Annotated in this window: 17 protein-coding genes; 11 read left to right on the top strand and 6 right to left on the bottom strand. The window is 65.1% G+C overall.

Annotation, left to right across the window (positions count from 1 at the left end):
- Positions 1–263 precede the first annotated feature (263 nt).
- Positions 264–1,610 carry an ATP-binding protein gene (locus GYH29_RS21100; RefSeq protein ID WP_019100921.1) on the bottom strand — a complete coding sequence of 449 codons (1,347 nt, stop codon included), beginning with the start codon at positions 1,608–1,610 and terminating at the stop codon, positions 264–266.
- A 3-nt stretch (positions 1,611–1,613) separates the two neighbouring features.
- Entirely contained in the window at positions 1,614–2,333 is a 720-nt protein-coding gene (locus GYH29_RS21095) for a response regulator (RefSeq protein WP_019100920.1), read from the bottom strand.
- Positions 2,334–2,577: 244 nt separating this feature from the next.
- Here GYH29_RS21095 and GYH29_RS21090 point away from each other — a divergent pair, with 244 nt between their 5' ends.
- Positions 2,578–4,638: a carbon starvation CstA family protein gene (locus tag GYH29_RS21090; RefSeq protein WP_161524347.1), complete on the top strand. Its 2,061-nt coding sequence runs from the start codon at positions 2,578–2,580 to the stop codon at positions 4,636–4,638.
- The gene (locus GYH29_RS21085; protein WP_043589723.1) at positions 4,638–4,826 is read left to right on the top strand and encodes a YbdD/YjiX family protein; all 189 of its coding nucleotides are present in this window, start codon (positions 4,638–4,640) and stop codon (positions 4,824–4,826) included. Before GYH29_RS21090 ends, GYH29_RS21085 begins: the two co-directional genes overlap by 1 nt.
- 71 nt (positions 4,827–4,897) lie before the next feature.
- On the opposite strand, the gene GYH29_RS21080 is transcribed toward GYH29_RS21085, so the two are convergent.
- Positions 4,898–5,923 (bottom strand): YeiH family putative sulfate export transporter, encoded by a 1,026-nt coding sequence (locus GYH29_RS21080; protein WP_019101117.1) that lies wholly within the window; start codon positions 5,921–5,923, stop codon positions 4,898–4,900.
- 117 nt (positions 5,924–6,040) lie between these two features.
- Between GYH29_RS21080 and GYH29_RS21075 the strand changes: the two genes are divergently transcribed.
- Complete coding sequence (locus GYH29_RS21075; protein ID WP_161524346.1) at positions 6,041–6,925, top strand: LysR family transcriptional regulator; 885 nt, start codon at positions 6,041–6,043, stop codon at positions 6,923–6,925.
- A 7-nt stretch (positions 6,926–6,932) separates the two neighbouring features.
- Here the strand turns inward: GYH29_RS21075 and GYH29_RS21070 are convergent, their stop codons facing one another.
- The 3 genes from GYH29_RS21070 to paaN are packed head-to-tail and all read right to left on the bottom strand — an operon-like array spanning position 6,933 to position 10,599.
- The gene (locus GYH29_RS21070; protein ID WP_161524345.1) at positions 6,933–8,567 is read right to left on the bottom strand and encodes a cation/acetate symporter; all 1,635 of its coding nucleotides are present in this window, start codon (positions 8,565–8,567) and stop codon (positions 6,933–6,935) included.
- A complete protein-coding gene (locus GYH29_RS21065) occupies positions 8,564–8,872 on the bottom strand; it encodes a DUF485 domain-containing protein (RefSeq protein WP_019101120.1) in 309 nt (102 codons plus the stop codon). Before GYH29_RS21065 ends, GYH29_RS21070 begins: the two co-directional genes overlap by 4 nt.
- 59 nt (positions 8,873–8,931) lie before the next feature.
- A complete protein-coding gene (gene paaN / locus GYH29_RS21060; RefSeq protein WP_161524344.1) occupies positions 8,932–10,599 on the bottom strand; it encodes a phenylacetic acid degradation protein PaaN in 1,668 nt (555 codons plus the stop codon).
- 202 nt (positions 10,600–10,801) lie between these two features.
- Here paaN and paaG point away from each other — a divergent pair, with 202 nt between their 5' ends.
- From paaG to paaD, 8 genes are all read left to right on the top strand, one after another.
- Positions 10,802–11,599: a 2-(1,2-epoxy-1,2-dihydrophenyl)acetyl-CoA isomerase PaaG gene (paaG, locus tag GYH29_RS21055; RefSeq protein ID WP_039754561.1), complete on the top strand. Its 798-nt coding sequence runs from the start codon at positions 10,802–10,804 to the stop codon at positions 11,597–11,599.
- Between the two features lies 1 nt (position 11,600).
- A complete protein-coding gene (gene paaH / locus GYH29_RS21050; protein WP_161524343.1) occupies positions 11,601–13,115 on the top strand; it encodes a 3-hydroxyacyl-CoA dehydrogenase PaaH in 1,515 nt (504 codons plus the stop codon).
- Positions 13,108–13,539 (top strand): hydroxyphenylacetyl-CoA thioesterase PaaI, encoded by a 432-nt coding sequence (gene paaI / locus GYH29_RS21045; RefSeq protein WP_019101124.1) that lies wholly within the window; start codon positions 13,108–13,110, stop codon positions 13,537–13,539. The genes paaH and paaI overlap by 8 nt, the downstream gene beginning before the upstream one ends.
- A 131-nt stretch (positions 13,540–13,670) precedes the next feature.
- Entirely contained in the window at positions 13,671–14,984 is a 1,314-nt protein-coding gene (gene paaK, locus GYH29_RS21040) for a phenylacetate--CoA ligase PaaK (protein WP_161524341.1), read from the top strand.
- 121 nt (positions 14,985–15,105) lie between these two features.
- Positions 15,106–16,089: a 1,2-phenylacetyl-CoA epoxidase subunit PaaA gene (gene paaA, locus GYH29_RS21035; protein WP_043589735.1), complete on the top strand. Its 984-nt coding sequence runs from the start codon at positions 15,106–15,108 to the stop codon at positions 16,087–16,089.
- 12 nt (positions 16,090–16,101) lie between these two features.
- Entirely contained in the window at positions 16,102–16,602 is a 501-nt protein-coding gene (locus GYH29_RS21030) for a 1,2-phenylacetyl-CoA epoxidase subunit B (RefSeq protein ID WP_019101127.1), read from the top strand.
- Between the two features lie 10 nt (positions 16,603–16,612).
- Complete coding sequence (paaC, locus tag GYH29_RS21025; protein ID WP_019101128.1) at positions 16,613–17,395, top strand: 1,2-phenylacetyl-CoA epoxidase subunit PaaC; 783 nt, start codon at positions 16,613–16,615, stop codon at positions 17,393–17,395.
- On the top strand, positions 17,395–17,901 hold the full coding sequence (gene paaD, locus GYH29_RS21020) for a 1,2-phenylacetyl-CoA epoxidase subunit PaaD (protein WP_039754569.1): 507 nt from the start codon (positions 17,395–17,397) through the stop codon (positions 17,899–17,901). The genes paaC and paaD overlap by 1 nt, the downstream gene beginning before the upstream one ends.
- Positions 17,902–17,905 lie beyond the last annotated feature (4 nt).

Genomic DNA, 17,905 nt, shown 5'->3' with positions numbered 1-17,905 from the left:
TCCTGGGTCTGTTGGCTTCCTGTCCCCGCTTTGTGACGGAGCGTGACCCAATTCAGATTGCTTAACAAACTGTGGCTTTACTTTTTGCCGGCTCTGGCATCTGCGTTCCGGCACCTTTATGGAGCCAGTTCATGATCTTGCGAGCTGAGGCAAGACAAGGCGAAAACGGCTGAGAAAGCGGAGTGTACGGAGGGTACACGTCCATTTATAAGCGGTACTCGCCGTGTCACGCCTCACGGCGCACAGCAGATCTTAAACAGTGCTTATTGCTGCGGCTGCATGATGCGTAGAGTAAAGCGCGCGCCGCCTAGTTCACTGGCGGCCACGCTGGCCTGGCCGCCGTGGTGTTCGGTGATCAGTTTGACGAAGGACAGGCCCAAACCGTAGCCGCCGGTGGCGCGGTCGCGGCTGCGGTCCAGGCGCAGGAAGGGTTCGAACACTTTGTCGCGCTCAGCCTCGGGGATGCCGCAGCCGTCGTCGTCGACATGGATCAGCAACTGGCCGGCGGCGTTGTGACATACCGTCAGCCGCACTTGGGCGTTGGCGTATTTGAAGGCGTTGAGCAAGAGGTTGCGGCTGGCCACGTACATCAGTTTGCGGTCGAAGGCGCCGTTGCCCAGCGCGCAGTCCAGCTCCAGCTTGATGCCGGGCGGTTTCAGCGGCGTGACCAGATCGACCAGATCGTCGAACCAGTCGTAAAGATCAACGGTTTCCCAGTGCAAGGGCACTTCGTTGCGATTGAGCTTGGCGAACTCCATGCTGGTGTTGAACAGTTCTTCCAATTCCTGCATATCGCGCTCCATGCCTTCGCGGTAGCGCCGCCACTCCTGCTCGTCCTCTTCTTCCTCCAGCATGGTCAGGCCGAAGCGCAGCCGCGCGATCGGGGTGCGTATCTCGTGGGCGATGGCGTGAGACAAGGCCTGGCGGGTTTCCATCTGCCGCTCCAGGCGGGCGGCCATGCTGTTGAAAGCCAGGGACAAAGGCGCCAACAGCCTGCTTTTAGAAGGCTGGGCGCGGGCGCTGAAGTCGCCGTCGGCGAACACCTCCGCCTTGCGGCGCACTTCCAGCAAGTCTTTCCACAAGGGGCGCAGGCTGAAGTAGATCAGGGTGCCCAGCGTGGAGCCGGTCAGCAAAATCCACAGCAGCAGGATTTCCATGTCTTCGCTGATCCAACTGCTGTTGCTGGCCGGCGCCTCCAGGGGACCCAGCAGCAACAGGCGCGGATCACGGGGTAGCGGCACGTAAAGCAATTGATTGTCGAAGTCCAGATAGGGGCGGCCGCTCAGCAGCGCGGCGTGGCCCTCCTGCTCGAAATCGTCGGGAGGGTGGGCGATTAGTTTGACCGGATAGCTGAAGGCGCGGGCGATATCGGCCAGCTTGCCGTCCCAGTCCTTGTGCGGCGTTTGGGCCAACTGCTGGCGGATCAGCGTCACGGTGCCGTTCATGAACTGCAGCTTGCCGTCGCGGTCGCTGTTTTCGTACAGCTTGGTGACCAGGAAGCCGAAGCCGATGATGATGATCAGCTCCACCAGCATGGTGGCGAAGAAATAACGGGCAAACAGGGTGCCCAGCGACGGTTTGAGCCAGCCGCGCAGACGACGGGTGCTCATTGCTTATTCCCAGTCGCTGCGTGAGAACAGATAACCTTTGCCGCGCACGGTCTTGATCCGGGCCGGCGCGTCCGGATTGTCGCCCAGTTTGCGGCGCAGCCGCGAAATGCGCGCGTCTATCGAGCGGTCCAGTCCGTCGAAGCCTATGCCGCGCAATTCGCTCATGATGTCGTCGCGCGACAACACCTGGCCGGCGTGGGAGGACAGCAGCCACAGCAGGTCGAATTCGGCGGTGGTCAGATCAATCAGCTCTCCGTTCAGCGTGGCCTCGCGCGTGGCCTGGCTGATGCAAAACTGGCCGAAAGTGAAGCTGTCTTCGTCGGCGGCCTCGCCGTCCGCCTGCGCGCCCGGCCCGCCGCGGCGCAGCAAAGCGCGCACCCGCGCCAGCAGGCGGCGGGGTTCTACCGGCTTGGCCAGGTAGTCGTCTGCGCCTAGTTCCAGCCCCAGGATTTCGTCCACGTCCTCGTCGCGAGCCGTCATGATCAAAACCCTGCCGTTATAGCGCGGGCGGATTTCGCGGCAGACGTCGAAGCCTTCCTTGCCTGGCAGCATGATATCCAGGATCACCAAGTCCGGCTTTTCTTCCAGAATGATGGCCGGCGCGGTGTCGCCGCGGCCGTGCTGGGAGATGCGATAGCCGTGCTTGCTCAGATAGGCGCCTATCAATTCGGCTAGTCTCACGTCGTCTTCGACAATGAGAATATGGGGGGTATCGCTGTTCATGTCCGTCGACGGGATTCGGTGGTTCAAATCAAAATATTAGCACGCGGGGTTTGCCGGCGACTTTAGCATTATCGTGACTGCTATTCGTCATAAACCATTGATAGTTTTTGCAAATGACAAGGCTTGCTTGATTTTCCGGAACTATCAATCCAGAATCGGTCAGGCAAAAAAAGCCGGCCGTGGCCGTTGTCGTCGCCAGGGACCGGGGAATTAAAACGGGATAAAGAGAATAGGAACTTGCCATATGCAACAGATAAGAGAATGGGCCGTGTGGCTGGCCGTCGCCCTGGCCGGCGCAGCGGCCTTTGCCGTTGTGGCCCTCAATCGCGGCGAACCGGTCAACGCTGTGTGGCTGATTGTGGCGGCGGTGTCGGCCTACTCCATCGCCTATCGCTTTTACGGTCGCTTCATCGCCCACAAAGTGTTGGAACTGGACGCCCGTCGGCTGACCCCGGCGGAAAAATACAATGACGGCCTGGATTACGTGCCCACCAATAAATGGGTGTTGTTCGGCCACCACTTCGCCGCCATCGCCGGCGCCGGGCCGCTGGTGGGGCCGGTGCTGGCCGCGCAGATGGGCTATTTGCCGGGCACGTTGTGGATCTTGGTGGGGGTGATGCTGGCCGGCGCGGTGCAGGACTTCCTGATTCTGTTCTTGTCGGTGCGCCGCGACGGCAAATCGCTGGGCGAGATCATCCGCACCGAACTGGGCGCCATTCCCGGCGTTATCGCCTCCATCGGCATTCTGATGATCATGGTGATCCTGCTGGCGGTGCTGGCCCTGGTGGTGGTCAAGGCGCTGACCGGCAGTCCCTGGGGCACCTTCACCATTGCGGCCACGATACCGATTGCCCTGTTCATGGGCATCTACACCCGCTACATCCGGCCGGGCAAAATCGGCGAGATTTCCGTCATCGGCTTTATCCTGCTGATGCTGGCTATTGTTTACGGCGGAGACATCGCCAAGAACGAAACCCTGGCTCCGTTGTTTACCCTGAGCGGCACCGCGCTGGCCTGGACGCTGATCGGCTATGGTTTCGTCGCCTCGGTGCTGCCGGTGTGGCTGCTGCTGGCGCCCCGAGATTATCTGTCCACCTTCCTGAAAATCGGCACCATTGTCGGCCTGGCCATCGGCATCATGATTGTGGCGCCCAATATGCACATGCCTGCGGTGACCAAGTTCATCGACGGCAGCGGCCCGGTATTCTCCGGCAATCTGTTCCCCTTCCTGTTCATCACCATCGCCTGCGGCGCAGTGTCCGGCTTTCATGCGCTGGTGGCCTCCGGCACCACGCCCAAGATGCTTGAGAACGAAACCCACGCTCGCATGATCGGCTACGGCTCCATGCTGATGGAAAGCTTCGTTGCCATCATGGCCTTGATCGCCGCCTGCGTGCTGGATCCGGGTGTCTACTTCGCGATGAACAGCCCGGCGGCGGTGATAGGCAAGACCGCGGAGGAAGCCGCTCAGGTGATTTCCAGCTGGGGCTTCGTCATCACGCCGGATATGCTGACCCAGATGGCCAAGGATGTGGGCGAGAGCACCATCCTGTCCCGCGCCGGCGGCGCGCCGACCTTGGCGGTGGGCATGGCGCACATTCTGTCCAATGTGATCGGCGGACCGGGGATGATGGCCTTCTGGTATCACTTCGCCATCCTGTTTGAAGCGCTGTTCATCCTGACCACTATAGACGCCGGCACCCGCGTGCTGCGCTTCATGATCCAAGACCTGCTGGGCCTTGTGGTCAAGCCGATGGCCAACACCGAGTCCTGGGCCGCCAACTTGATCGCCACCGGTCTGGCGGTGACCGGTTGGGGCTACTTCTTGTATCAGGGGGTGGTGGATCCGCTGGGCGGCATCAATACCTTGTGGCCGCTGTTCGGCATTGCTAACCAGATGCTGGCCGGCATTGCGCTGATTCTGGCCACCGCGGTGCTGATCAAGATGCAGAAAACCCGCTATATCTGGGTTACCGCGGTGCCCACGCTGTGGCTGCTGGTCGTGACGCTGACCGCTGGTTGGCAGAAGCTGTTCCACGCCAGTCCCAAGATCAGCTTCCTGGCGCACGCCGACAAATTCTCCGCCGCCGCGGCCAAGGGCGAGCTTTTGGCGCCGGCCAAGAATATGGCGCAAATGCATCAGATCATCTTCAATGACTATGTGGACGCCACTTTGACGGCACTGTTCATGGCGGTGGTGATCGCCATGCTGGTGTTCGCGCTGAACGTGATGCGCAAGTCGCTGGCGGTGAAGTGGTCCACCGCCAAAGAGGTGCCGGCGGTGTTCCGTGAGGAGGGTGCGTAATGAACAAGCTATGGCAGCAATGGGCGAAAACCGCCCGGTTGATGGTGGGCGTCAAGGATTACGACGCTTACGTCGCCAGCCGCCGCCGTTTCAATCCCAATGCGGAAGTGATGAGCCGTGAGGCCTTCTTTCGCCGCTGCCAGGACGAGCGCTATGGCGGCAAGAGCATGAAGAAGTGTCCATGCTGAGTCGGGTCTGATCCGACGGCAAAAAACCGCCCGGCGCAAACCGGGCGGTTTTGTTTTGGCTTGCGCGGCGTTTAGTGCAACAGATGGCTGACGCCGAAGTTGATCAGGCCGCCGCCGACGATCAGCCAACCAAACAGAATGGAAGCCAGCAGCATCGGTTTGGCGCCGGCCTGGCGGATGGCGGAGAAGTGGGTGGTGATGCCCAGCGCGCCCATTGCGGCGGCCAGCAGCAGGTTGTCCAGCGAGACGATGGCGCTGACCCACGCGGCCGGCAGCAGGTTGAAGGAGTTGAAGGCGGCCACGGCCAGGAAGGCGACGGCGAACCAGGGGATGGCGATGCCGCTCTTCTGTTGGCGGCTGCCGTGCGGCTTGGCGGCCAGCCAGCTGGACAAGGCGATCAGGAACGGCGCCAGCATCATTACGCGTATCATCTTGGTGATCACCGCAGTGGTCATGGCCGCCTCGCTGACCGATTTGCCGGCGGCAACGGCTTGCGCCACCTCATGGATGGTGGAGCCGGCGAACACGCCGTAGTTGAACTCGGAAATGCCCAGGTGGCTAGTCCATTGATACAGCATCGGCCACAGGAACATCGCCACGGTGCCGAACACCACTACGGTGGCGACGGCTACGGCCACTTTTTCCGCATGAGCTTTGATTACGGGTTCCGTGGCCAGAATCGCGGCCGCGCCGCAGATGGAACTGCCCGCGCCGATCAGGATTACGCTCTGCTCGTCCATGCCCAAGTATTTGCGGCCGATGCGGAAAGCCAGCAGAAAGGTAGTGCACAGCACCAGGGTATCGATCAATACGCCGGCGAAGCCGACGGCGGCGATGTCCTGGAAGGTGAGTTTGAAGCCGAACAAGATGATGCCCAGGCGCAGCAGCTTTTGCTTGGAGAACTGGATGCCGTGGTGGCTGGCGCCGGCAAAGTAGCGGTAGACGGTGTTGCCTATCAGCATGCCGCCCAGGATGGCGATGGTGAGCGCGGAGAAGCCTAGGTGCTTCATCGCCGGCAAATCCGCTGCGTAGAGCGAAGCGACGGCGACGGCGATGGCCAACGCCAGGCCCGGCATGATTTGGCGAAGGTTTGTCATAAGCAAATGCCTGTTTGGTCTATGGCGAATGGTGCTAACGATACGCCCCTCGTTTTCAGTAGAGAAACGGATAAAATGGATATATATCAGTAGTAAAATCGATATTAAGGAGGCGGTATGGGCTTGAAGCTGACTCTGCGCGAACTGGAGGTTTTCGTCGCGGTGGCCGAATACGGCACCGTCACCCAGGCGGCCAACCATGTCGCCCTGACCCAGTCCGCGGCCAGCCAGGCGCTGGACAAGCTGGAAACCGGGCTCGACGTGCGCCTGTTCGACCGCATCGGCAAGCGCTTGAGCCTGAACGAGCATGGCCGGCTGCTGTGGCCCAAGGCGCGGGCGATGCTGGATGCGGCCCAGGACATGCAAAGCCTGTTCAACGCCGGAGCGATGTCTTTGAAGATAGGCGCCAGCAGCACGGTGGCGAACTATTTATTGCCACAGCAACTGGCGGCTTTCCGCGCCGCCTGGCCGCTGGCGCGGCTGGAACTGGACGTGGCCAATACCCGCGACATCGTCGACGCGGTAGCGGCGCTGCGGGTGGACTTCGGTTTCATCGAAGGGCCTTGCCACCACCCGGACTTGATTGCTCAGCCCTGGTGTCAGGACGAACTGGTGGTGTTCGCCGCCGCCGATCATCCCTTGGCGCGAGGGGTGGCGGCGCGCCAGGACCTGGCTAAGGCCGAATGGATTCTGCGTGAAGCCGGCTCTGGCACGCGCGAGGAAGTGGACCGTCTGCTGTTGCCGCACCTAGCCATGCTTAACGTGAGCATGGAGTTGGGTCATTCCGAGGCGATCAAGCACGCGGTGGCGGCCGGCCTTGGCGTCAGCTGCCTGTCGCGGCGGGTGGTGGCCGATCTGTTGCAGACCGGCGCGGTAGTGGAAGTGAGCGCCGGCCTGCCAACGCTGACGCGCACCTTGTATCAGGTGCAGCACCGCGACAAGACACTGACCCGCGGCATGGCCGCGTTCCAGAACATGACGATGGCGGCGCTGCTGGCCTGAGCCGTGGTTAGTGTTTGCCGGTGCCTGTGCCGGCTCCCAGCCCGGTCAAAGCGCGAATATATTGCGCCGGGAAACGGCTGCGTTCCAATTGCCCCTGGGACGAGCGGTCGCAGACTGACAATAGCCAGGCGCAGGCGAAGGCCGCGCTCATGGAAAACAGCGCCGGGTTGGCGTAGGGGAAGATAGCTCGTGGATGGCTCAGGATGTCCACCCACACCATGGGCCCCAGCACTAGCAAGGCGATGGCGGAGACCAGACCGGCCAGGCTGCCGGCCACCGCGCCTCGGGTGGTGAGCCGGGGCCAGAACATTGCCAGAAACAGCACCGGAAAATTCACCGAGGCGGCAATCGCCAGTACCAGGCCGGACAGGAAGGCGATGTTCTGCTTTTCGAACAATAGTCCCAGCAGGATGGCCAGTAGTCCTATCACCAGCGTCGCCAGCCGCGACACCCGCATTTCCTCCGCATTGCTCACCTTGCCCTGGCGCAGCGCCACCGCGTACAGGTCATGAGACACCGCCGACGCGGCCGACAAGGCCAGGCCGGCCACCACGGCGAGAATGGTGGCGAAGGCCACCGCCGACACCAGACCGAGGAACAGATTGCCGCCCACCGCCTGGGCCAGGTGCACCGCCACCATATTGGCGCCGCCGACAATGCCGCCGCCTTCGTCGCGAAAGCCGGCGTCGCCGCCGACGATGAGGATGGCGCCAAAGCCCACCAGGATCAGCAGCAGGTAGAAATAGCCGATGAAACCGGTGGCGTAGAACACGGACTGGCGCGCGGCGCGGGCGTCGGCCACGGTGAAGAAGCGCATCAGCACGTGGGGCAGGCCGGCTGTGCCGAACATCATGCCCAAGCCCAGGGAGACTGCGTCCACCGGATTGGACACCAGGCCGCCAGGCGCCAGGATGGCCTGGCCGCGAAGCTCGGCGGCGGCGGCGAACATCGCCTCGCTGCTGTAGCCGAAGCGCCGCCAGACCATGAAGGCCATGAAACTGGTGGCCGACAGCAGCAGCACCGCCTTGACGATCTGCACCCAGGTGGTGGCCAGCATGCCGCCGAACATCACGTACAACACCATCAGCACGCCGACGATGACGACGGCGCTCAAATAGCTGGCGCCGAACAGCAACTCTATCAACTTGCCGGCGCCCACCATCTGCGCCACCAGATAGAGTAGCGCCACCGTCAGCGTGCCGCAGGCGGCGGTGATGCGCACCGGTGTCTGGCTCAGCCGGTAGGACACCACGTCGGCGAAAGTGAAGCGGCCCAGGTTGCGCAGTCGTTCGGCGATCAGGAACATGATGATGGGCCAGCCGGCCAACACTCCCAGCGCATAGATCAGGCCGTCGTAGCCCTTGCTGAACATCATTGCGGAGATGCCGAGGAAGGACGCGGCGGAGATCATGTCGCCGGCGATGGCCAGGCCGTTCTGCAGCGGGCTGACGCCGCCGCCAGCGGTGTAGAAGTCGGAGGCGGAGCGGGTGCGGCGCGCGGCCCAGCCGGTGATGAACAGGGTCAGCGTCACGAACAGCAGGAACATCAGGATGGCGTTCCAGTTCAAGGGGCGCTGCGCGCCGGCCTGGGCCCAGGCCGGGAAGGCCAAGGTCAGCGCCGATATGGCGAGGAGGGCTCTCATGGCTGGCACTCCCGCAGGACTTCGTCGTTCAGCGGGTCCAGCCGCTTGTTGGCCTGGCGCACGTAGATCCCGGTCAGCGCGAACGCGGCCAGGATGATGGCGACGCCCACCGGCATGCCCAAAGTGGTGACGCCGGCGCCTATGGGCCGGGCCAGCCACTGCGGCGCGAAGGCCAGCACCAGGATGAAGCCGTAATAGAGCAGCAGCATGACGGCGGTCAGGCTCCAGCCCAGCCGCGTCTTGCGGCTGGCCAGTTGTTGAAAGGCGGGGTGGTTCAGAATCGCTTGCTGTTGTTGTGGTGTCATGACGCGGCTCCGTTCGTGAGTCTGGCGGGCGACGCCCCGGCCATGGCCGGGGCCGGGGATCAGCCGAAGCTGCGGGTCTGCGCCACGCGGAAGCGGTTGGCGACGAAAGCGCTGTCCGACAGGCTGGCGTTGGCCGCCGGGTTGCCGCCGCTGCCGTGGAAGTCGCTGAAGGCCGCGGACTGGTTGACCATCACCGCGCCGGTGAAGTTGAGCGCCAGCGACACGCAGGCGTTTTCCGCCGCCTGCCGGGCCTGTTCCCGCACCTGCTGGTCCGTGCTGTAGACCGAGAAGCTCAGCGCGCCGTGGCGGCGCATGCCGTCTTCCGCCCGGCGCAGCGCGGCGGCGCTGTCCGGCGCCTGGATCAGGAAGCTGATCGGCCCGAAGTGTTCCTGCTCGTAAATGGCGCGGTCTTCCATCGACAGCTGGCGCAGCAACGGAGTGCGCACTTCGGCTTCCGGGTAGTGCGGGTGGCTCAGCCTCCGGCTGTCCAGCGCCGGCTGGCCCAGCGCGCGCGCCGCCTCCAGCCTTTGCAGCACGCCGGGGTTCTGGATCGCGCCCAGCAGCTCCACCGCCTTGGCCGGCTCAGCGCACAGCGCCTCCAGCGCCGCGCACAGGCCCGCCACCGTCTGCTGGTAGGACAGTTGGCCTTCGGGAGTGTGGATGCCATCGGCCGGGATGAAGATGTTTTGCGGCGCGGTGCACATCTGGCCGCTGTACAGCGCCAGCGATAGCGCGAGATTGCGGCACAGACCGGGGAAGTCGGCGGTGGAGTCCAGCACCACGCAGTTGACGCCGGCTTTTTCGGTGTAGACCTGGGCGTGACGGCATTGGCTCTCCAGCCACTCGCCGTGAGCGCTGCTGCCGGTGAAGTCGATCAGCTTCACCTCCGGCCGTTGCGCCAACAGGCTGGCCAGCGGCTCGCCGTGTTGATTCGCCGCCAGCAGCACGGTATTGGGGTCGAAGCCGGCTTCGGCCAGCACCTCGCGGGCAATGCGCACCGTCAGGGCCAGCGGCAGCACCGCGCCGGGATGCGGCTTGACGATCACGCTGTTGCCGGTGGCCAGGCTGGCGAACAGCCCGGGGTAGCCGTTCCAGGTGGGAAAGGTGCTGCAGCCTATCACCAGGCCGACGCCGCGCGGGATTACCTTCCAGTTTTTCTCCAGCACCAGCGGCTCGTGCTTGCCTTGTGGTTTGCTCCAACGGCAGCGATCGGGAATGGCCGCCATTTCGCGCCATGCGTAGGCCACCGCTTCCAGCGCGCGGTCCTGCGCATGCGGGCCGCCGGCCTGGAAGGCCATCATGAAGGCCTGACCGGTGGTGTGCATCACCGCGTGGGCGATTTCAAAGCTGCGGCGGTTCAGCCGCTGGAGTATCTCCAGGCAGACGCCCACCCAGGCCTGCGGGCCGGCTTGCCGCCACGTTTGCAGCGCGGCGGTGGAGGCGCTCAGCAAGGCGTCGGCGTCGTGGCGCGGATAGCGGATGCGCAAGGCGCCGCGATAGGGGGAGCGCTCGCTGCCCACCCAGCCCTGGCTGGGCGGCAGACCATCCAGTGAGAAGTCTTGTTGCAATAAAGCCTCAAACGCCGCCTGACCGTCGGCGGCTGCGGTTTCGCCGTAGCTTCTGGGACTGGGCATTTCCGGGTACGGCGACCAGTACTGGCGTTCACGCAAGGCCTGTAGGGCCTGGTCTAAGGTGGCTTGATGCTGCTGGAACAATGGGTGAGACATGGAGCTTCTCCTCGGGCGGAGGGATGAGAGGCCGGCCTGAGCCATGCCAGCGACAGGACCGGGTGCGGCAACAACAGTTTTAGCGCGCTGTCATTGATGTGGGTCAGCTTATAATTGATTTTCCGGTCGGTCAATGATAGCGTTTGCCGCATGTGAAGGCTTGGCCGGTTGCGCCATGGCCGCGATCAAAAAGGGGGCATGCATGCAGACAACGGAAACGAGCGTTGAATTGAGCCTGGAGGCCGGCGTGGCGACCTTGACTCTGAACCGGCCGCAGCGCCTGAACAGTTTCAATCCGGCGATGCATCAGGCTTTGGCGGCGGCGCTGGACCGCCTGCGCGACGACGTAGAGGTCCGGGTGTTGGTGTTGACCGGTGCCGGGAGGGCATTTTGCGCCGGCCAGGATTTGAGCGACCGGGCGGTGCTGCCTGGGCAGCAGGCGGTGGACCTGGGGCAGTCCATCGAGGACTACTACGCGCCGCTGGTGCGGCGGCTGCGCGACATGCCCAAGCCGGTGATCGCCGCGGTCAACGGCGTGGCCGCCGGCGCCGGCGCTAACATCGCCTTGGCTTGTGACTTGGTGATCGCCGCGCGCTCGGCGCGTTTTACCCAAGCGTTCAGCAAGGTTGGCCTGATGCCGGATTCAGGCGGCAGTTACTGGCTGCCGCGCCTGCTGGGCCAAGCTCGGGCGATGGGATTGGCGCTATTGGCCGAGCCATTGCCGGCGGAACAAGCAGAGGAATGGGGGCTGATCTGGCGTTGCGTAGACGACGAGGACTTCCCCGCAGCGGTGAGGCAACTCGCCGAACAGCTGGCCGGCGGGCCGACGCTGGCCTATGCGCGGATCAAGGGGGCGCTGCAGGCGGCAGAGGACAACAGTCTGGAGCAACAGCTGCGGCTGGAGCGCGATACGCAGCGCCAGTTGGGCTTCAGCGCCGACTACCGCGAAGGGGTGGCGGCCTTCTTGGCCAAGCGGCCGCCCTGTTTCCAGGGGAAATGAGATGGCACCGACAGCAGAGAGCCGTGTGGCTGTGATCGGCGCCGGGGCGATGGGGCGCGGCATCGCCGCGGTGGCGGCGGCGGCCGGGCATGAAGTGTATCTCTACGATCAGGATGCCGGCGCCGCGGCGGCGGCGGCGGACGCGATCGCCGCCGACTGGGCCAGCCTGGTTCAGCGAGGCAAATGGAGCCAGTCGCAGCTGGACGCCGCGCGCGGCCGGCTGCGGCCGGTGGCCAGCTTGGAGGAACTGGCCGACACGAGCTTGGCGATAGAGGCCATTGTCGAACGTCTGGACGCCAAGAAGGCGCTGATGCGGCAGCTGGACGCTCTGCTGCCGGCCGCCGCCATCCTGGCCAGTAATACCTCCTCCCTATCCATCACCGAGCTGGCGGCGGGACTGCGCCATCCCGAGCGAGTGCTGGGCCTGCACTTCTTCAACCCGGCCACGCGGATGAAGCTGGTGGAAGTGGTGAGCGGGCTGGCGACCGCGCCGGCGCTGGCGGACCGTCTGTGCACGCTGATGCGCGCCTGGGGCAAGACCCCGGTGCCGGCCGCGTCCACGCCCGGCTTCATCGTCAACCGGGTGGCGCGGCCGTTTTATGCCGAGGCCTTGCGTTTGCTGCAAGAAGGCGCGTGCGCGCCGGCCACGCTGGACGCCTTGCTGCGCGAAGCCGGCGGTTTCGCGATGGGACCGTTGGAGCTGATGGATCTGATTGGCCACGACGTGAATTTCGCGGTGACGCAATCGGTGTTCCAGGCGATGCAGCAAGACCCGCGTTTCCGGCCGTCGCCGCTGCAGCAGGAACTGGTGGCGGCCGGCCGCTTGGGCCGCAAGAGCGGCCGCGGTTTTTACGATTACGGCCAGGCTTTGCCGGCGGCGGATGCCGCGCCGTCGCGGCCCGCGCCCGCCGTACTGCGGGTGCACGGCGGGCTGGGCGCGGCCGAACCGCTGCTGGCGCGCTTGCAGGCCGGCGGCGTGCGGCTGGAGCGCGAGCCGGGGCCGGCTCAAGGCTGGCTAAGCTGGGACGGTTTGCGGCTGGCCTTGTCCGATGGCCGCAGCGCCACCCGCCGCGCCGCCGACAGCGGCCACGCCGGCTGGGCGGTGTTCGATCTGGCGCTGGATTACGCCAGCGCGCAGCGGCTGGCGCTGGCGGTGGCGGACCAGGCCGCGCCGGAGCTGGCGGAGCGGGCGGCGGGGGTGCTGCAGGCGGCCGGCCTGCAGGTGTCGCGGCTGGACGACGCCGCCGGCATGGCAGTGTTGCGCACCGTGGCGATGCTGGCCAACGAGGCTGCCGACGCGGTGGGGCAGGGCGTGGCGGCGGCGGACAGCGTGGACCAGGCCATGTGCTTGGGTGCCGCTTATCCCCGTGGACCGCTGGCTTGGGCTGATCGGCTAGGCAACGAGTATGTGGCGCAGGTTCTGGACGCCCTGCACGCTCAATACGGCGACGAACGTTATCGGGTTTCGCCGCTATTGCGGCGGCTGGCGCTGTCTGGAGGACGATTCCATGACTGAGACCGAGTCCGCCGGGCGGCTTGCCGAGCACAGCGCGCTGGAAATGCTGAGCAAGGACCGAGCGTCGGCCAGCCTGGGCATGGAGTTGTTGGAAGTCGCGCCGGGCCGCGCCCGGATGCGCATGCGGGTGCGTGACGATATGCTCAACGGCTTCCAACTGTGCCACGGCGGCCTACTGTGCGCGTTGGCGGACACCGCTTTCGCCGTCGCCTGCAATAGCTGGGGCCCGCGCGCGGTCGGCGTGGCCATCAGCATGGAATACCTGCTGCCGGCGCATAGCGGTGATTGCCTGCTGGCGGAGGCCGAGTGCCAGCACCAGGGCGGCCGGCAAGGTCTTTACGATGTGAGGGTGAGCAATCAGCGCGGCGAAACCCTGGTCCTGCTGCGCGGCCGCTCGCACCGGTCCGGCCCGAAGGCGGAGTGAAGGGCCGTATACCTTCGCTCCGTCCCCTGCCACCCGCTAAGAGTCCATCAAGGAGAGCAAGCCAGCCCTACTGTTTCCAGCAGCAGCAAATGGCCGCAGAGCCAGCCCCCAATCCACATAGGAGAAGCACCATGTCCGCCACCCGCCCTTCGTCCAGCGAACTGGACGCGATGGAAACCGCCAGCCGCGATGAATTGTCCGACTTGCAACTGCGGCGTTTACGCTGGTCCTTGCAACATGCTTACGACAATGTTGCCCCGTTTCGCGCCAAGTGCGTCCGAGCGGGCGTTCACCCCGAGCAATTGCGGCAGCTGGAGGACCTCAGCCGCTTTCCGTTCACCAGCAAGGCGGATCTGCGCGACAACTATCCGTTCGGCCTGTTCGCGGTGCCGCGGGATCAGGTATCGCGCATTCACGCCAGCAGCGGCACCACCGGCCAGCCGACGGTGGTGGGCTATACCCGCAAGGACATCGACAGTTGGGCCACGGTGGTGGCGCGCTCCATCCGCGCCGCCGGCGGCCGGCGCGGCAGCATGGTGCACATCGCTTACGGCTACGGCCTGTTCACCGGCGGCCTGGGCGCGCACTACGGCGCCGAGCGGCTGGGCTGCACCGTAGTGCCGATGTCCGGCGGTCAGACCGAGCGCCAGGTGCAACTGATCCAGGACTTCCGCCCGGACATCATCATGGTCACGCCGTCCTATATGTTGAACATCCTCGATGAAATGGAGCGCCGGGGCATGGAGTCCGCCGCCTGCTCGCTGCGGGTCGGCATCTTCGGCGCCGAGCCGTGGACCGGGCTGATGCGGCAGGAGATCGAGCGCCGCGCCGGCATCGACGCGGTGGACATTTACGGCCTGTCCGAGGTGATGGGGCCGGGCGTGGCCAGCGAATGCGTGGAAAGCAAGGACGGCCCGGTGATCTGGGAGGATTTCTTCTACCCGGAAATCATCGATCCGTTCAGCGGCGAGGTGCTGCCGGATGGCGAGGAAGGCGAGCTGGTGTTGACCTCGCTGACCAAGGAAGCGATGCCGGTGATCCGCTACCGCACCCGCGACCTGACTCGGCTGCTGCCGCCCAGCAGCCGCTCGATGCGGCGCATCGGCAAGATCGTCGGCCGCTCCGACGATATGCTGATCATCCGCGGCGTCAATGTGTTCCCCACCCAGATCGAGGAAGTGATTCTGCGACAGCCGGGGTTGGCGCCGCATTTCTACCTGGAAGTCGACAAGGACGGCCACCTGGACTGCCTGTCGGTCTTCGTCGAACGCGAGCTCAGCGGGCCGGCGCGCGACGACGCCAGGCAACTGGCGGAGCGGCAGCTGCAGCACAGCATCAAGAGCCATGTGGGTGTGACCGCCACCGTGCGGGTGGTGGAGCCGATGACGATAGAACGTTCTGTGGGCAAGGCGCGGCGAGTGGTGGACAAGCGGCCGCGCGGCTAGGCGGCGGCTGGTGGGTATCACTAACGCTTGTATTTTAATTGAACGAACGGTAAATTAATTAATAAGCCGTTTCCGCGCCCCAGACGCTTGGTCCGGCGGCGCTCACCAAGGAGGATACGCGATGTACACCCAAGCCCTGGATCAGCCGGACATCGCCGCGGCGGCGACCGAACCGTCGCAGCGCCTGCAGGCTTTCGACGCCAAGCTGCGGGCCGACGACAAGATAGAGGCGCGCGACTGGATGCCGGACGCCTACCGCAAGACCTTGTTGCGGCAGATCTCCCAGCATGCGCATTCCGAAGTGGTGGGCATGTTGCCGGAAGGCAACTGGATCGGCCGCGCGCCCACGCTCAAGCGCAAGGCCATCCTGCTGGCCAAGGTGCAGGACGAGGGCGGGCACGGCCTTTATCTGTACGCGGCGGCGGAAACCCTGGGCCGCCCGCGCGACGAGATGGTGGCGGCCTTGCTGTCCGGCCGCGCCAAGTATTCCAGCATCTTCAACTACCCAACCTTGTCCTGGGCCGATATCGGCACCATAGGCTGGCTGGTGGACGGCGCGGCGATCATGAACCAGATTCCACTGTGCCGCTGCTCTTACGGCCCATACGCCCGCGCCATGGTGCGCATCTGCAAGGAGGAAAGCTTCCATCAGCGCCAAGGGTACGACCTGCTGTTGACGATGATGAGCGGCAACGTGGAGCAGCGGGCTATGGTGCAGGAGTCGGTGAACCGTTGGTGGTGGCCGGTGCTGATGATGTTCGGCCCGCCGGATCGGGACTCGGTGCACAGCGCCAGCAGTATGCAATGGGGCATCAAGCGCATCTCCAACGACGATCTGCGGCAGAAATTCGTCGACGCCATCGTGCCGCAGGCCGAGGTGCTGGGCATCGCGCTGCCGGACCCGGCGCTGGCCTGGAACGCGGAACGCGGGCATTACGACTTCGGCGAGCCGGACTGGGAGGAGTTCAAGCGGGTGCTGGCCGGCGACGGCCCCTGCAACCGCGAACGCATGGCCGCGCGCGTCCGCGCGCATGAAGAGGGGGCCTGGGTGCGCGCCGCCGCCCAAGCCTATGCAGACAAACAGGCGGCGCGCGCCGCCGCCTAATCAGGAGCCTCCATGTCCGAGTCCACCAACGCCTGGCCGCGTTTCGAGGTCTTCGTCCTCGGCCGCAACGCTTTGCAATACAAGCACTCCAGCAGCCTGCATGCAGCCGATGCGCGCCATGCGCTGCTGCTGGCCCGCGATATCTATTTCCGTCGCCAAGAGGGCGTCAGTCTGTGGGTGGCGCCCAGCGACAGCCTCGACGAAAACGGCGAGCCGCCCTCCGCGGGGGAGTCGGCCACGGAGTCGCAACAATACGAAGTATTTCTGCAGCTCAAGCCGGGCCTGGACCACCTGCACGTCGCCAGCCTGCTGGCCGCGTCGGCATCGCAGGCCTTGCAGCGGGCGGAGCGTGCCTTTGGCGAGTTCCCGCCCGGCGCGGTCTGGGCGCTGCCCAGCGCGGCGCTGAGCTGTAGCGAGCCGGACGAACGGGAAATGCTGTTCGAACCCATGGCCGGAAAGACTTATCGCCTGCCCACCTTCTTCCAGTTGCCGGAAGCCGTGAACCATATGTGAGGAGTGCGCGATGTCTGTGCAGAGAGTTGTGCAAACGCAGCCGCCGGTGACGGCGGACCTGATCGAATACGCGCTGCGGCTGGGCGACAACACCTTGTTGTTGGGCCAGCGCCTGGGCGAATGGTGCGGTCACGCGCCGGAGTTGGAAGACGATATCGCGCTGAGCAATATCGCGCTGGACCTGATAGGCCAGACGCGTTTGCTGCTGAGCCTAGCCGGCGAATGGGAAGGACGGGGCCGGGACGAGGACGCGCTGGCCTATCTGCGCGACGCGCCGGAGTTCCGCAATCTGACCTTGCTGGAGTTGCCCAACGGCGACTTCGGCCAGACCGTGCTGCGCATCGCCCTGTTCAGCGCCTACCAGGTGGCCTTGTGGCGGGCGCTGCGCGACGGCGCGGAGCCGCGGCTGGCGGCGATCGCCGGCAAGGCGCTGGTGGAAAGCCGCTACCACCTGCGCTACGCGGCGGAATGGGTGGTGCGGCTGGGCGACGGCACCGATGAATCGCGGCGGCGCATGCAGCGGGCGCTGGCGCATTGGTGGCCGTATCTGGCCGAGATGTTCGACAACGACGCGCTGGAGCGGCGCCTGGGCGGCATTGCGCCGCAGGCGGCTCTTCTGCGGAAGGAATGGGAGGCGCTAGTGCTGCCGGTGTTGGCGGAAGCCACGCTGCGGCTCCCGGCGGACACCGGCTATCGCTCCGGCGGCAAGCGCGGCGAACACAGCGAGTCCTTGGGCCATGTGCTGGCGGAGATGCAGTTCCTGCAGCGCGCCTATCCCGGAGGGTGCTGGTGATGCGCGCCGCGCGGCTGAGCGTGGCGCAAGCCTGGCGGGTACTGGATCAGGTGCCGGATCCCGAGGTACCTGTGGTGTCGCTGTGCGATCTGGGCATCGTGCGCAAGGTGGCGCGGGTGGGAGAGGACCTGGAGGTCACGCTGACTCCCACATATTCCGGCTGTCCGGCCACCGAGGCCATCGCCGCCTCGGTGCGGCAGGCGCTGAGTCGGGCGGGCGAGGCGCGGGTGGTGCTGCGCACCCAGTTGAGCCCGGCCTGGAGCAGCGACTGGATCAGCGCCGACGGCCGCGACAAGCTGCGCCGCTACGGCATTGCGCCTCCGGCGTGCGCGAGCGCGGCCGAGGACAACTGGCAGCCGTTGCGCTTCCAATCGACGGCGCCAGCCTGCCCGCAATGCGGCTCCGGTCGCAGCCGGCGGCTGAGCCAATTCGGCTCCACCGCTTGTAAGGCGCTCTATCGCTGCGAGGCGTGCCTGGAGCCATTTGAGTATTTCAAGCCGATCTGAGTCC

The organism is Chromobacterium haemolyticum (assembly GCF_009936155.1).
Taxonomy (GTDB): Bacteria; Pseudomonadota; Gammaproteobacteria; order Burkholderiales; family Chromobacteriaceae; genus Chromobacterium; species Chromobacterium haemolyticum.
The sequence above is the reverse complement of the archived record's forward strand: the minus strand, read 5'-3'. Positions and strand labels throughout refer to the sequence as shown.